The sequence below is a fragment of the Corallococcus terminator genome, assembly GCF_003611635.1.
GTDB classification, from domain to species: Bacteria; Myxococcota; Myxococcia; order Myxococcales; family Myxococcaceae; genus Corallococcus; species Corallococcus terminator.
Window position 1 is genome coordinate 65,403 of the sequence record NZ_RAVZ01000006.1, and the last position, 15,131, is coordinate 80,533.

Annotated in this window: 8 protein-coding genes and 1 pseudogene; 3 read left to right on the forward strand and 6 right to left on the reverse strand. The window is 72.0% G+C overall.

The window, feature by feature from the left end; translation table 11 throughout:
• Positions 1-4 precede the first annotated feature (4 nt).
• Positions 5-349 carry a hypothetical protein gene (locus D7V88_RS02045; protein ID WP_120538891.1) on the forward strand — a complete coding sequence of 115 codons (345 nt, stop codon included), beginning with the start codon at positions 5-7 and terminating at the stop codon, positions 347-349.
• 22 nt (positions 350-371) lie between these two features.
• Here D7V88_RS02045 and D7V88_RS02050 read toward each other — a convergent pair whose 3' ends face one another.
• Both D7V88_RS02050 and D7V88_RS02055 read right to left on the reverse strand, forming a co-directional pair.
• Positions 372-971, reverse strand: a complete 600-nt coding sequence (locus D7V88_RS02050) for an RNA methyltransferase (RefSeq protein ID WP_120538899.1) — start codon at positions 969-971, stop codon at positions 372-374.
• Between the two features lie 116 nt (positions 972-1,087).
• Positions 1,088-2,125, reverse strand: a complete 1,038-nt coding sequence (locus tag D7V88_RS02055; protein ID WP_120538892.1) for an AraC family transcriptional regulator — start codon at positions 2,123-2,125, stop codon at positions 1,088-1,090.
• A gap of 132 nt (positions 2,126-2,257) precedes the next feature.
• Between D7V88_RS02055 and D7V88_RS02060 the strand changes: the two genes are divergently transcribed.
• Positions 2,258-3,643 (forward strand): cytochrome P450, encoded by a 1,386-nt coding sequence (locus D7V88_RS02060; RefSeq protein WP_120538893.1) that lies wholly within the window; start codon positions 2,258-2,260, stop codon positions 3,641-3,643.
• Positions 3,644-3,647: 4 nt separating this feature from the next.
• Here D7V88_RS02060 and D7V88_RS02065 read toward each other — a convergent pair whose 3' ends face one another.
• The 4 genes from D7V88_RS02065 to D7V88_RS45025 are packed head-to-tail and all read right to left on the reverse strand — an operon-like array spanning position 3,648 to position 14,654.
• Positions 3,648-5,147, reverse strand: coding sequence for a DUF4388 domain-containing protein (locus D7V88_RS02065; RefSeq protein ID WP_120538894.1), 1,500 nt, complete (start codon positions 5,145-5,147; stop codon positions 3,648-3,650).
• A gap of 18 nt (positions 5,148-5,165) precedes the next feature.
• A complete protein-coding gene (locus tag D7V88_RS02070; RefSeq protein WP_120538895.1) occupies positions 5,166-7,016 on the reverse strand; it encodes a GGDEF domain-containing response regulator in 1,851 nt (616 codons plus the stop codon).
• Positions 7,017-7,049: 33 nt separating this feature from the next.
• Positions 7,050-7,901, reverse strand: coding sequence for a diaminopimelate epimerase (gene dapF, locus D7V88_RS02075; protein ID WP_120538896.1), 852 nt, complete (start codon positions 7,899-7,901; stop codon positions 7,050-7,052).
• Positions 7,902-7,925: 24 nt separating this feature from the next.
• Entirely contained in the window at positions 7,926-14,654 is a 6,729-nt protein-coding gene (locus D7V88_RS45025; protein ID WP_120538897.1) for a methyltransferase domain-containing protein, read from the reverse strand.
• Between the two features lie 129 nt (positions 14,655-14,783).
• Between D7V88_RS45025 and D7V88_RS02085 the strand changes: the two are divergent.
• Positions 14,784-15,131 (forward strand): annotated as a pseudogene (locus tag D7V88_RS02085) (IF-2 protein); the annotation flags it as partial.

Genomic DNA, 15,131 nt, shown 5'->3' on the forward strand with positions numbered 1-15,131 from the left:
GTCGATGGACCCCTTCGTGCGCCGCCTCATCGAGAGGCTTCATGACCCCGGCCGTCCGCTGTCGCGAAACCGGCACTTCCACACGTTCGACACCCCCGAGGGTCGCACGGCGCTGAAGGTGTTCCGGCGGCTGCGCAGCCTCCAGCAGGACATCCTCGCCTGTCAGGCGGAAGGCCGCCGGGCCCGCATCTTCCGGCACGTCAATCCGGCCGGAGAGCACCGCATCGAGATCTGGATGGAGCGCGTGGCGGGCCGCCGCGTGTCGATGATCCAGCCCGCGGAGTACGAGCTGCTCCTGCGGCTTCCGGGCATCCGCGACGCCCTCGAAGTGCGCGAGGAAGCCGCCTGAGCTGACGGCGGTCCGGCGCTTTTCAGAACACCCAGGGCCCCAGGCCCGTGGGTGCCCCGTCACACGCCGCTCGCAGCCGCGCCTGCGCGTCCTCGTAGGACAGCCGGGCCGCATCCGCCTTCAGCTCCGGGGAGGCCCAGTCCCGCCACGAGCGCAGCACCGCGACGTGGTGACCGTCCTCCTCCTGCGCTTCGGAGAAGTGGACCAGCAGGCGCTCCTCCAGCGCTTCCCGCGCCTTGGTCCAGGGGCCTTCCTTGTCCATCTTCACGCGGCCATCGCGCTCCACGGAGGAGAGCAGCGAACGGGCTTCCAGGGACAAGCCCTGGAGCGAGGGCCGGCGGCGCCCGGGCTCCATCGCGACGCGGTAGACGGAGGCCCACAGCGTGGGATCCACGAAGGCCACCTTGCCCTCCACCAGGCGCACGGCGAGCACGTCCGGCGAGGCGCGCAGTTGGCGGCCCAGCCGGTACGCGAGCCGTCCCTTCGCATGTTCGCGCCAGCTCCCGGCGGGCCGTCCACCCATGACCTGTTCGACGAGGGACGTGGGCCCGTGGGTGGGCACCTCGGTGATGACGTGGCGCGTGCGCACCAGCTCCTCCGCGTCCCTCAACGTCCTGACCATGCGCGTGCCCCTCTCCTGGGCGCGACGGGGTGCCACGCCCATGGGAAAAACGTTCCGCGCGCGGCACGGATTCCAGGCGGCCCTGCCCGGGCAAACCTGTAGGACAGTCGGACAGGTTACGCGGAGCCGTCCTTCGCGCCCTGCGCCTGCTGCCAGTGCCCCGGGGTCGTGCCGCTCCATCGGCGGAATGCGCGGGTGAAGGCGCTGGGGTCGCTGAAGCCCAGGAGGAAGGCGATTTCGAAGTGGGGCAGCAGCCCGTCGCGCAGGAACTGGAAGGCGCGGTCGCGGCGCACGGCGTCCTCCAGGCCCGCGAACGTGACGCCCTCCTCCCGCAAGCGGCGCTGGAGCGTGCGCTCACTCACCGCGAGCCGTGACGCGACATCCGCGGGCACCAGGTCGCCCGTACGGGGCTGGGCCGCGAGCACCTCCCCCACCTGTTCGCGCCAGGAGCGGGTCTCGTGGATGCGCAGTTGCGCCAACTCCGCTTCGGCACGTGCGTGGAGCAGGTTGCCCAGTTCGATGTCCGCGTGACGGATGGGAAGCCGCGCGGCGGCCGCATCGCCTTCCACCAGGTAGGCGCTCGCGTCGTATTCGGCGGTGATGCCCAGGAAGTCCTCCACGGCGGCGGAGGCCGCATGGCGGGGGTGCGCGAAGCAGATGCGCGTGGGATTCCAGTCCTCGCCGCTGAGCAGCCGGGCGCTGGACACCAGCGTCACCAGCAGCCCCTCCGGCGGGTGCTGGAGGCGCGGGGCCCAGGCATCGAGCGGATCCAGGTGCAGCTCCACGCGCAGCGCGCGGTCCGTCTGGAGCACGCGCCACTTCGTGCGCGGGTCGAGCAGCGCGTTGATGCGGCAGTAGCGCTGGATGGAGGTGCCCAGGTCCGGGCTGTTGACGAGCACATAGCCGACGAGCCCCACGTGCGTGGGCTCCACCGCCTGCGCGAGCCGCACGGCCAGGGCTTCCGTGCCGCCCACCTGGACGAGCAGGGCCCACAGGCGCTCCAGCGCCGTGTAGGGCACCCGCACGTCCGGCCGCGCCAGCCGGTCCTCCTCCTCGCCCACGGTTTCCAGCAGGAGCGCGCGCGGGATTCCCAGTGACTCACCGACGTGGAACAGCGGACGGAAGAGGGAGGACAGGAGCGCCTGGGGACGCATCACCCGCCAGCATGGCCCAGCCGCCTTGGGACTCGCAATGCGCCCTGGCGCCCGGGGACAACGCGTTGGCGTCCTGAGACCATGCGCGCGGGCCGGCGGGGCGCGATACCTCCCGGCAGGAGGAGTCACCCGATGACCACCGCCGCCGCCACCGCTGCCCGCATTCCCACCGGCCCCCGGGGCCACCTGCTGATGGGCGTACTGCCCCAGGTGCGCCGCGACATCCTGGGCTTCCTGTCAGCCATCCATCGCGAGTACGGGGACGTGGTGAGCTACCGCCTGGGCCCCATCAAATCGCACCTCATCGCCCACCCGGACGGGGTGCGTCACGTGTTGCAGGACCACGTGAAGAACTACACGAAGGACCACCTCTCGTACCGGATGGGGAAGTGGATCACCGGCAATGGACTCCTGACGAGCCAGGGGGACTTCTGGCTCCGGCAGCGGCGGCTGGCGCAGCCCGCGTTCCACCGGCAGCGCATCGCCGGCATGGCGGCGCAGATGATCCAGTCCACGGAAGCGATGCTCCAGCGCTGGGACGCCTCCGCCGCGCAGGGCACGCCGGTGGGCATCACGGAGGAGATGATGCGGCTGTCGCTGGGCATCGTCGGTGAGGCGCTCTTCGGCACGTCCGTGGAGGACCAGACCGCTCGGGTGGGAGCGGCCTTCAACGAGCTCAGCCGGCAGATCGCCGAGCGCTTCCGGTCCTTCAACATGCTGCCGCCCGTGCTTCCCACGCGGAACGACCGGGCCTTCCGCGCGGCGCGCACCACGCTGAAGGAGACGGTGCAGGGCATCATCGCCACGCGCAGGCAGCGCCCCGAGGACACCGGCGACCTGCTCTCCATGTTGATGGCCGCGCGCGACGAGGACACGGGCACGGGCATGACGGACGCGCAGTTGGGGGACGAGGTGCTGACGATGCTCCTCGCGGGCCACGAGACGACGGCCACGACGCTGAGCTGGGTCTTTGGACTGCTGGCGAAACACCCCGACGTCGAGGCCCGGCTGCACGCGGAGGTGGATGCGGTCCTCGCGGGCCGTGCGCCCACGGTGGAGGACGTGCCGAAGCTTGGGTACACGCGGCAGGTGGTGGAGGAGGCGATGCGGCTGTACCCGGCGGCGGTCATCTTCAGCCGCACCGTGATGGAGGACGACGTCATCGGCGGCTTCAAGATTCCGAAGGGCACCGCGGTGGACGTGAGCCCCTACGTCACGCACCGCCATCCGGACTTCTGGGAGGAGCCGGACCTCTTCCGTCCGGAGCGCTTCGCCCCGGAGGCCGCCGCGAAACGGCACCGCTTCGCCTGGTTCCCGTTCAGCGGTGGGCCGCGCCAGTGCATCGGCAACAGCTTCGCGATGATGGAGTCACAGCTCGTGCTCGCCACCGTCGCGCAGCGCTACCAACTGCGCGAGGCGCCTGGATTCACGTTGCAGCCGGAGTCGCACCTGTCGCTGCGGCCCTTCGGCGGACTGCCCATGCATCTGGAGCGGCGGAGCCCTGTCGCCCGCTCCTGAGGATTCAGGGAGGAACGACGGACGCGCGCTGCACCTGGGACACTCCGGGCAGCGTGGGCGCGGGGTTGAGCGCCTGGATGAGCATCGCGCGCAGGGCCTGCGTGAGGTCCTCGCCCGGAGCAATCGCTCCAGCGGGCGCGCCCAGCAACGGATTGGGAATCTCCGTCCCCACCACCACGATGGGGATGCGGACCTCCCACGCCAGGTAGTGCGCCAGCTTCACCGCCGGCTCCGAGGAGTCCATCAACAACGCACCGATGGCGCCCGCGCTGAACGGACGCCACAGCGGACGCGCGGCCTCGGCGGGCGGCAGCACGCAGAAGTCCACGTTGAGCACGTCACTGAGCTCCAGCCGCCCCAGCGTCCCGAAGCCGCTCTTCACCGCCGTCGGATCCGCCGACAGCGCCTCCAGCCCCGGCACCCTCGCCAGGATGCGCCGCGCCGCGGACGAACCGCTGCCGCACACGAACACCTTCGCCGTGGCCACCCGCGCGGGGGCTCGCGTGCGCAACAGGCGGCCACGCAACGCGTGCACCTCCGCCGCGCCGATGAGGTCTCCCGCGCCCAGGTTCTGGCCTTCGCTCTCCGTCGGCCGCGCCACGCCCTTCTGGAGCAGCGTGGACAGCACGCCCAGCACCTCCATGTCCGTGGCGGGCGCCAGGTCCAGCACCTCACCCAGGGCTCGCGGCTGGCGCAGCAGTTCCATCACCTGCGCCGTCACCGGGTGCTGCGCTTCGGACAGGTCCACCTCCGGCGCCAGCATCAGCCGGGTGTGGCGCGGCGGCAGGTTCGGCAAGAGCCGGTTCACTTCATCCGACTGCCGCATGCCTTCGAGCAGCGCGTCGTCCATCGCGCGATTGATGCGCGGCCGGGCGGAGTTCGTGCCGGGCGTGAACGTGAAGTTGCCTTCCGTCCACGACAGCAGCCGGAACAGCGCCTTCTCCCCTTCCACCCTCCCGAGCCGCGCGTTCACCGTGCGTCCGTCGGAGACGGTGATCTCCCCGCGCTCCGAACCGCGCTCCAGCGACAGCCGGCCGTTGCGCTTGTTCATGCCCAAAATCTGCATGAGGTCCGGGATGCTGAGCTGGCTGAGCGACCCTTCGATTTCCTGCTGCTCGCTCTTGAGGTCCTTGGCCGCTTCGTTGCGCCGGAAGATGTGCTCGATGCGGCTGAGCACCTCGTCCAGGTTGAAGGGCTTGCGCAGCATGCCGTCGCGCGGGCCCCGCGCCCGGTCCGTGTCCAGGCTGGACGTGGTGAGCACCACCGGGATGTCTTCGGTGCGCGGGTTGGTGCGCAGAATCTGCACGAACGTGCGCGCGTCCAGGAGCCGGCACGCCTCATCGAAGAGCGTCAGGTCCGGGTGCCGCAGCACCGCGACCTCCAGCGCCCGCGAGCCATCCGGCGCGTAGTGCACCTGATAGCCCTTGGTCCTGAGCGCACGAGACAGCGCGCGCACGGAGTCGAGGTCGGGGTCGGCGATGAGGATCTTCCGCACCTGTGCCACGGTCAGGGCTCCACTTCGTCAGTAGGGCTGCAGGTCGTATTCGGCCTGGAGCTTGGAGATGAGCCCGTCCACCACCGCGGTGTCCGAGGTGTGGAACCCCCACGTCGCGCCCCGCCCGCGCCGCTGGATGAGCGCGTACGACGCACTCTCCGACAGCCAGAGAATGAACTCGTGGCGCGCCACCCGTTCGTCGCCTTCCAGGAACACCGGCGTGAGCGCAGGATGCGACTCCAGGTCCACGCGCCGACCCAGCAGGTAGATGCGCGACGACAGGTCCGGCGGCGCCTGCTCCAGTCCCACCGCCAGCGGCAGGTCCGCGCGGATCTCCGGCCCTCCTACGTAGAGCAGTCCACGCGAGCCGGGGTCGCGCACCAGCTCGCGGGCGATCTCCACCTGGAGCTCGTCGAAGAGCACGTCCGCCACCTTGCCCCGGCGGCTGGGTTCCGCCCGGTCGTCGGTGGGCAGGCGCGGGCTGTTGGGCGTGCCCAGCAGCAGGTCCACCTCGTCCCAGAACGGCAGCCCGTCCAGCATCAGCCGGCGCTGGAGCGACGCGCGGCGCTCGTCCATCCGGCGGCGGCAGCGGTGCACCAGCTCGTCGAAGTCCTCGCCGTCCTTGGGGAAGGTGCTCGCACCGCCCACCAACGCCAGGGGCAGGCGCTGCTCCACGTCCTGCACCTCCGGCTCGTCGCGCACCGCCGCCACGGCGCGGCGCACGAACATCATCGCGCCGAAGAAGTCCGTCTCCGGCAGCAGCAGGTAGAACTCCTGATCGCTCGCCTTCGCGATGACGTCCGAGTCGCGGATGATCTTGCTGAGCGCCTTGATGATGCCGCGCACCGCCTTCTTCGCCTCGGAAGCGCCCAGCCGCACGCGCACCAGCGGCAGGTTGTCGATGCTGAAGGTGAGCAGCGAGAACGTGCGCCCGTACCGCCGCGCCTTGTAGATCTCCTTGGACGCGTAATCGGTGAAGTAGCTCAGGTTGTACGCAGCCGTGTCGCGGTCGCGCAGGCCCAGGCGCTGGAGCGCGAGCAGCTTGCGGCCATTCTTCACGCCCACCGCGGCGAAGTCCGCCAGCACCTTCGCGTCGCGCGTGTGCTCCGCGCGGAAGTCGCCGGTGAGCGGGTCCGACAACTGCGCCAGACCCATCACCTCACCCGCGGCGACGAGCGGCACGTAGAGCACCGTGGAGCGCTCGTCGCGCGCGAGCCACGGCAGCGCCTCCCTGAGCCTCAGGGACAGCGGCCCCTCCGGGCTCATCTTCTCCGGCAGGAACTGCTTGTCGAGCAGCCCCCGGTACGAGCGCAGCCCCAGGTCTCCCCGGTCGTCCACCACCCACAGCGCGGCGCTCTGCGCGTCGCACACCGAACCCAGGTCCGCGATGACGCGCTCCTGGAGCCACTCCAGGTCCGGATGGGACAACAGCTCCAGGCACCGCTGCTGAAGGTTGTGGAAGCGGGCGAACTCCAGGTTTTCATCCTGGAGCCGCGAGCGTTCGTGTCGAAGCTGGGCGCGCTCCATGGCGCGGTCCACCGCGAGCAGCAGGTCCGCCTCTTCAATCGGCTTGGTGAGGCAGTCCGCCACGCCCAGGCGCAGCGCGACCTCCGAGCCCTGCACGTCGGTGCGGTGGCTGACGAGGATGACCTCCTGCTCCGGGTCGCGCTCCCGCAGGCGGGAGGTGAGCGCGAAGCCGTCCACGCCGGGCATCACCACGTCGGTGAGGACCAGGTCGAACGTGGCCCGGGACACCTCCTCCAGCGCGAGGGTGGCGTTCTCCACGGCGACCACGCGGTGCCCGCGCTGCGACAGCAGGTCCGTGGCGAGTTGTCGGAAGAACAGGTCGTCGTCGACGACGAGGATCGTACCAGCCACGGCGCTCGGGGGAGAAGGGAGGAAAAGCGAAGGTTATCGGGCCCTTGGAAGGGCTACAACGCCTTCGAAGACGAAGGCGACCGGACCGCGCAGTCGGATGTCGGACAGGTCGTCCGGAACGCGGATGCGCAGATCGCCGCCCGGCAGGGTGACGCGCATCCAGGCATTGCCCGGCAGGCGCTTCGCCAGCACCGCCGCCACCGCGGAGGCGCACGCGCCCGTGCCACAGGCCTGGGTGAGCCCACAGCCTCGCTCCCAGACGACGACGGTGAGGCCGTCCTCGTCCACGCGCACGAACTCCACGTTGGTGCGGTCCGGGAAGGCCGGGTGGCGCTCCAGGCCGGGCCCCAGGCGCTCGGCATCCTCCAGGGGCTGATCCAGGAGGACCAGGTGCGGGTTGCCCATGTTCACTGCGGTGCCCATCAGCTCCGGGTGTCCGGGCACGGGGGATGCCACGAAGGGCTGCCCCGTCGTCCCCGAAGGCAGGTTCGCGGCCACCAGCCGCGCCGGGCCCATGGAGATGTCCACGCCCACCACGCCCCCGTCGCCGTAGCCGGGCTCGCAGGTGAGCACGCCCGCCCCCGTCTCCACGTCGAGCAGCGCGGGGTGTTCTCCGGAATGATCCACCAGATACTTCACCGCACAGCGCAGGCCGTTGCCGCACATCTCCGCGATGCTGCCGTCGACGTTGTGGACGACCATGCGCGCCATCCCCCGGGTGGAGGGGAGGATGGCCAGCACGCCGTCCGCGCCAATGCCCCGGCGCCGGTCGCACAGCCAGCGGGACTGCTCCGGGGTGATGTCCACGCCCGTGCGACGGCGGTCCAGGACGACGAAGTCGTTGCCCAGGCCGTGGTACTTGAAGATGCGTTCGCTTGCGTCCACGGGACCAAGTCTAGACGGCTGCCCTTATTCGCGCTCGCCGACCTTCTTGGACGAGGGCGGAAGGTCCAGCGCGGGCATGGACCGGCGCGAGGACGTGGGGCCAGCGGGCCCACTGGAGCGGCGCAGCTCGGCCAGCTCCGCCTCCCGGGCGGCCAACTGGTCCTGCATGGTCTCCACGTGGGCCTGGAGGACCTCCATCTCGGCGGCCATCTCCAGCACGGCCTCGGGGGGCTGGCCGGACGAGGAGGCCTTCGACTCCTCCAGCGCCTGGACCAGCGTCTCGCGCTCCGTCTCCAGGGCTTCCAGCCGGGCCTGCTGCTCGCGGATCCGCGCGGTGAGCTGGTCGCGTTCGGCGCGCTCGGCGTCCAGGATGCGCGCGGCATCCACGGCCGCGGTCTCCAGCGAGGTGGCGCGGCCTTCCAGGCGGACGCGGGCGGACCGGGCCACGGTCAGGTCCGACTGGAGGCGTTCGCGCTCGGAGGCCATGGCGGTGCGTTCGGTGTCGGCACGGCGGGCCTGGGCCTCGGCGGCGGTGGCGGCCTGGGTGAGGGAGGCCACGCGGGACTCCAACGCGGCCTGTTCGGTGCGCGCGTCAGCGAGCGCGGTGGAGAGCCGGGTCTCCAGGGCGGAGAGGGCTTCGCGCGTCTGTTCGGCGGCCTGCGCGAGCCGGGCCTCCAGTTCGGACTGGTTCGTCGCGGCACGGGCCAGCGCTTCCGCGAGCCGCGACTCGTGGTCCGCCCTTCCCTGCTCGGCCTGCGTGGAGAGGGCCGCGAGCCGGGCTTCCAGATCCGCCCGTTCGGCCGCCGCCTGGGCGGTGACTTCCACGAGGCGCGCTTCGATGGCGGCCTTCTCCGTCCCTGCCTGCGCGGTGAGTTCGGAGAGGCGCACCTCCAGGTCCGCCTTGTCCGTGCCCGCGTTCGCCAGGGCTTCGGCGAGCCGCACTTCCAACTCCGCCCTGTCGGAGCCAGCGCTTGCGATGCGGGCCTCCAGGTCGGCCTTCTCCTGCTCAGCGCGAGCGGTGAGCTCCGCGAGCCGGGCCTCGAACGACGCCTGTTCGCCCTCGGTGCGCGCGGCGACGGCGGCGAGCGATTCCTCCAGTTGGGCCTTCTCGGTGCTCGCGAGCGACAACGCCTCCGCGAGCCGGGCCTCCAGCGCATCCTGTGCCGCACGAGCCTGGGCCGCGACTTCGGCGAGCTGGGCTTCGCGCTCCTCGGCGTCCCGGGCGAGCTGCTGCTCCAGGGTGGACGCGCGCGCGTTCTCGCTTCGGGCGGTCTCCGTGAAACGGGCCGCGTCGGCGCGGGCGGTCTCCAGTTCGGCGCGCAGGGCTTCGAGGGCGGTCCGCTCCGCTTCGAGCGACGACTCCAGGTTCGTGGCCTTGCCCGCGAAGCGCCGCGCGGTCTCCAACTGCACCACGAGCAGCTCCGCGTGTTCGCGCGTGGCGGCGAGTCGATCACTCGCGTCCGTCAGCTCCGCTTCCAGCCGGCCGACCTGCTGTCCCCGCTCGTGCAGCGCGGCGTGGGCGCGTTGCAGCTCGGAGCCCAGGCGCATCAGCTCCTGGTGCGCGGCGCCCAACTGAGCGGTGTCCGCGCGCAGGGTGGCCAGCTCCTGCTCCTTCAGCGCGAGCTGTTCGCGCACCTCATCCAGGTCCTGCTGCTGACGCTCGGCCCGGGAGAGCGCGCCTTCCATCTGCGCTTCCATGGACACACGCAGGGCCCCGGCCTCGCGCAGCTCCTGCTCGCGCGTGGACAGGGACTGCATGAGGCGCGTCGCCCGTGCTTCGGCCTCGCGCGCCACTTCCTGCGACTGGGCGCCTTCCTCGAACCGCGCCTCCGCGTTTTTCCGAGCGGCCTCCGCCTGCGCGAGCGAGTCCTCCAACGCCCCCAGGTTCGCGGTCTCCGCGGCGAGCCGGAACTCGACTTCCGTCAGCGACGCTTCCAGTTCGGTGCGTCGCGCGGTCTCGGAGGCAGCGCGCTTCTCCGCCGCCGCCAGCGCCTGCTCCAACGAGGTGAGTCGCGCGACCTCGGAGGCATACCGCGTCTCCGCTTCCGCCAGCGCCTGCTCCAACGTGGTGAGCCGTGCGGCCTCGGAGCCCTGATGGGCTTCGGCGTTCTTCAGCGACGCTTCCAGTTCAGCGCGACGCGCGGCCTCCTCGGCACCGCGTGCTTCGGCGGCCTGCAACGTCGCTTCCAACTCGGCGCGGCGCGCGGCTTCAGCGGACTGACGGGCTTCGGCCTCCGTGAGCGCCTGCTCCAGGGAGGTGACCCGCGCGGACTCGGCGACATGCCGGGCCTGGGCCTCCGCGAGCGACTGCTCCACCGACGCGAGCCGCGTGGTCTCGGAGACAAGCCGGGCCTCCGCGTCCGCGAGGGCCTGCTGCATTGAGGGCAGGCGCGCGGCTTCGGCGGCGTATCGGGCCTCGGCATCCGACAGCGCCGCTTCCAGTTCGGCGCGACGCGCGGCCTCGGAGGCAAGCCGGGACTCGGCCTCCGACAGGGCTGCATCGCGGGACTGAGCCGCGGCACGCTCCTGCGCGAGCGTCTGCTCCACTTCGGACAGGCGCTCCCGCTGCGCCGTGGACTCCCCGCGCAGGGTCTCCAGCTCCGCGCGAAGCGCGGCCAGGGCCGCCTGGGCCTCCACGAGCGCGGCTTCGTCCTTCGCGCGCGACTCGCGTTCGCGGGCCTCCTGCGTGCGGGCGTCGTCCAGCGACGACAGCGCCTCGACTTCGGACCGTCGCGCCTCGGTGAGCTCCGCGCGCAGCTCCCGCAACGAAACGTCCTGGGCCGCCTGCACCTGCTTCGCGTCCGCCAGCGCGGTGCGGGCCTCCGTCAGGGCCTGTGCGCTCGCCTGGGATTCTTCCGAGGCGGTCGTCAGGGCCGTCTCATGCGATTGGCGCAAGTCCAGCAGCGCGGCTTCGTTCGCGCGCTGCGCCTCGGTGAAAGCGGCCTGGACCTCCGTCAACGTCTGCCGCGTGTGCTCGAACGCGGCCTCGGTGGACAGCCGCGCGGCGCGGGTCGTCGCCAGCTCCGCTTCCAGTTCACTCCGGGCTTCGAGCGTCGAGGCCAGCGACGCCTCGACACGGGCCAGCACGGCGCGCTCCTCTTCGAGCGAGGCCTGGACCGAAGCGAGGGTCGCCCCTGCCTTCGTCCGCAGGGACCGTTCTTCATCGAGCGCCGTCGCGGACTCTTCCTTGAGGCGGGCGAGCGAATCCTCCAGGCGGGCACGCTGCGCGCGCTCTTCCTCCAGGACCGTGCGAGCAACACCCAGCGCGGCATCCAGCCGGAGCCGATCCGCTTCCAACGCGCTCTGGGCCTCGGACCACGAGGACTCCGACCCTTCCAGCCGCGTGCGAAGGGCGCGCTCGGCGTCCAGCGACTCCTGCACGCTCGCGAGGGCCACCTGCGCGCGGGCCTGCTGTTCGCGCTCCGACAGCAACTGCGCCTGGGTGTCGGCGAGCGCCGCTTCCCAACGGGCGCCCCGCTCCTGTTCGGCGGTCAGCGACTCCTGGACCTGCGCCAGTGCCTGCCGCGCGGAGCCTAGCGCCGTCTCCACCTCTTGCCGCTGGGCGCGCTCCGCCACGAGCGACTGTTCCACCGCGTCCAGCTTCACCTGCGTGGCGTCGAGCGAAGCCTGCATCGAGGCCCGGGCCTGCTGCTCCCGCGTCAGGTCCTCCTGGATCAGCTTCGACAGGGCTTCCGCGTCGGTCAGCTCCTGACGCACGGTCCGGAGGGTGGCCTCCAGCTCCGCGTTGCGGCCCAAGGTCTCCTCACGGGCCTGGTTCGATTCCGCGAGCCGGGCCCCGTGTTCCCACACCTCACGGGCCAGCGCGTCGCGGGCCTCGGAGAGGGCCAGTTGCAGCGTCCCGCTTTCGGAGCGAGCCGCCTGGAGTTCCTGCGCGGCACGAGCCTCCGCTTCGGCAAGGGTGCGTTCCGCTTCGGCACGCGCCGCGTGGAGTCCCTGCGCGAGCCGGGCCTCCGCCTCGGTCCGGACGACAGAGAGGACCTGCTCCGTCTGGCCACTCGATTCGGCGAGGGCCTCTTCAAGCACCTGGGCCACCCGCGCATCCGCATCGGCGCGAGCCGCGACCAGCGCCTGGGCCGCGCGTGTCTCCGCCTCCTCAAGCGCACGAGCCCGCTGGGCCTCCGCATCCACGAGGGCACGGGCAGCACGGGCTTCCGCTTCCTCCAGCGCCTGAGCCTGCCGGGCCTCCAACTCCGCGCGCACTTCCTCCAGCGCCTGGGCCTGCCGGGCCTCCAACTCCGCACGCACTTCCTCCAGCGCCTGGGCCTGCCGGGCCTCCAACTCCGCACGCACTTCCGCGAGCGCACGGGCCTGCTGCGCCTCCGCGTCCGCGAGCACCTGGGCCACGCGGGCCTCAAGAGCGCGAACCTGGGCCTCCGCCTCCGCTCGCGCTTGCACGAGGGCACGGACCGCACGGGCCTCCGCTTCCTCCAGCGCCTGGGCCTGCTGGACCTCTGCCTCCGCGCGAGCTTCCGCGAGGGCACGGGCCGCGCGGGCCTCGACCTCCTCGATCTTCAGCCCCTCCAGGATCTCCGCATCAGCAAGCGCCCGGGCCGACTCCGCCTCGACCTCCGCGCGAGCCTCGACCAGGGCCTGCTTCCACCGCGCCTCGGCGTCGACGAGCGCCGCATGCCGCTCGGCCTCCGTCTCGCTCAATGCCCGCGTCCGCCGGGCCTCGGCTTCCTCCAGCGCCCGCGCCAGCCGAGCCTCCGCGTCGGACAGGGCCTCGGCGAGCACGCGCTGTCGCTCCGCCTCCGCCTCCTCCAACGCACGCTCGACGGCCGCCGCTTCCTCCGCCCGGGCCCGCGCGAGGGCCTCCGTCAGCTCCGACTCCGCGGCCTCCCGAGCCTCCGCCAGCGCGCGTTCCTGCCGTCCATCCGCGTCCGAGTGCGCGGCGGCGAGCGCGTTCGTCACCCGCTCATTGGCCTCGGCACGGGCCTCCGCCAGCGCCTCCTCCAACCGTGCCTGCGCCTGGGCCCGCTCGGCGTCGATGGCCTGCACGAGCGCGGCCTCCACCCGGACGCGCTCCGTCTCCGCCGCCGCTAGCCGCTGCCCCGCCACATGCTGCGCGGACTCGACGCGCTTCTGCTCCGCCTCCAGCGCCGCCAGCCGCTGCTCCGCCGCGTGAAGCGACTCCTCCAACCGGGCCGCCAGCGCACGCGCCGCCGCCTCGCCCTGCGCCTGTCCTTCCAGGTCGCGTCGCAGCCGGGCTTCCGACTCGCGCGCGGAAGTGAGCTCCGTCTCCAGCCCCCGCAGCACCGCCTCGCGCTCCGACAGCCGAGCCTCGGACTCCTTGCGCGCCCCATCGGCGGAGTGCATCCGCTGCTGGGCATCCGAAAGCTCCCGCCGCGCCCGAGCCAGCTCCGCTTCCTTCACCGGCACCGAGTCGCCCGCCGCCCGCGCCTGGTCCTGCGCGCGCGCCAGCTCCGACTTCAGGTGCTCCACCGCCGCCAGCGCCGTGGAGTACTGCTCCGCGATGCGCAGCTCCCGCTCGCGCGCCGCCTCCGCCTGCCGACGCCGGTCCTCGGCCCCATCCTGCGCGCGCTCCGCCGCCAGCCGGTCGCGCTCCCGGTCGATTCTCAGCGACCCCAGCTCGTCCTGGAGGGTGCGCAGCTCCGTATAGGCCTGCGTCAGCCGCTCGCGGGCCTCATCCAATGAGGCCGCCGTCTCCTCGCGCCGCGCCCGCTCCAGCCGCAAGGTCTCCTGCGCCGCCAGCGCCTGCACGCCCGCGTCCGCCTGCGCACGCTGCGCGCCCTCCACCTCCAGCCGCTGCGCCGTCAGTCGCCGGTCCGCGTCCGCGATGCGCTCGGTCGCGACCTGCAACTCCAGCTCGCGCCGCCGAAGCCGGCTGCTCAGGTCGTCCCGCTCGCGCGCGGACTCCACCGTGCCCCGAGCCGTCTCCAACTGCGCGGTCAACCGCGCCATGTCCTGCCGCGCGCCCTCCAGCGCCGGCTTGAGCGCGATGACCTCCGCCTCCCGGTCACCCACCTCCGCGCGCAGCTTGGACACCGCGTCCTTCAGCCGCCCCGCCCGCTCCTCCCACGTCTTCGCCCGGACCGCGATCTCATCCAGCTTGCCGCGCGTGAAGGCCAGCGGCTCCGGCGGAAGCTGCACCCACGTGGGGTCCACCACCCGCGCCGGCTCCAGGCCTGCCATCACCACGAAGTACGCCGCCTCGCTGTGCCGCACGAGCGAGCCGTCCACCTGCAACCCGTCCCCGCTCTCGAACGCGAGCTGGTAGCCCAGCACCGGCGACTGCGTGGCCACCTCCACATGGGGGAAGTGCGCCTTGAGCGCATCGAGGAGCTGCCCGTACATGGGCGGCACGTCCTCTTCCGGCTCCATCAACTGCGGCAGCGCCAGGCCCGCGATGTTGCGCAGACCGCCCACCAGGAACCCCTGCCGCGCCACCAGCCGCGCCAGCTCCGCCAAGAGTTCCGGCGCGCGCACATAGCGCGCCAGGTCCGTCACCAGCACCAGGTCGAAGCTCGCCGGCTCCAGGTCGTCGTAGATGTTCGCGCGGAACCGGAGCTGCGGGTGCGCATGGGCCTTCTGCGCCGCCTCCACCGCTGCCACGTCCGCGTCGCACGCGACCACCGTGCGAGCCCCCCGCTCCACCAGGAAACGCGCGCTCTCGCCCCCGGTGGAGGCCACGGCATCGACCTCCAGCACGCGCCGACGCGCGAACAGGCTCTCCGCGAAGATGTAGCGGGGCAACAGCTCGCTGGGCCCCATCCGACGAAAGGTAGATTGCAAATGATGTTCCCGGGGGGCGGGAACTGTAGCCTCTGAGGCAGGGACGTCCCAATTTCAGGGCGCTTACAAGCACGGGCAAGGCGCCCGTCCGACCGGAGGGCAGGCGACATGACCACGAATTCACCCCAGGGTTTCGGTTACCGGGCACGCCGCACCTTCACCCGCCTGCTCGTCTTCCTCGTCATCCTGGGCCTGGGCGGCGGCGTCGTCTTCCTCCTGGGCCAGCTCAACTCGCGCACCTTCACCCTCGTCCAGGAGAACGGTGAGCTGGTGGTCATGAAGGGCCGCGCCCTGCCCACGGGCGCCGCCGCCTACCGCCCCGGCGACCCGCGCCTCGCGGACGCCTACGCGCCCCTGCCGCTGGAAGGCCAGGACGTCACCCTGCTGACCCAGCAGAAGTTCACCGACCGCGACGAACTGGACCGGGCCCTGTTCCCCCTCCTGGAGACCCTGGCC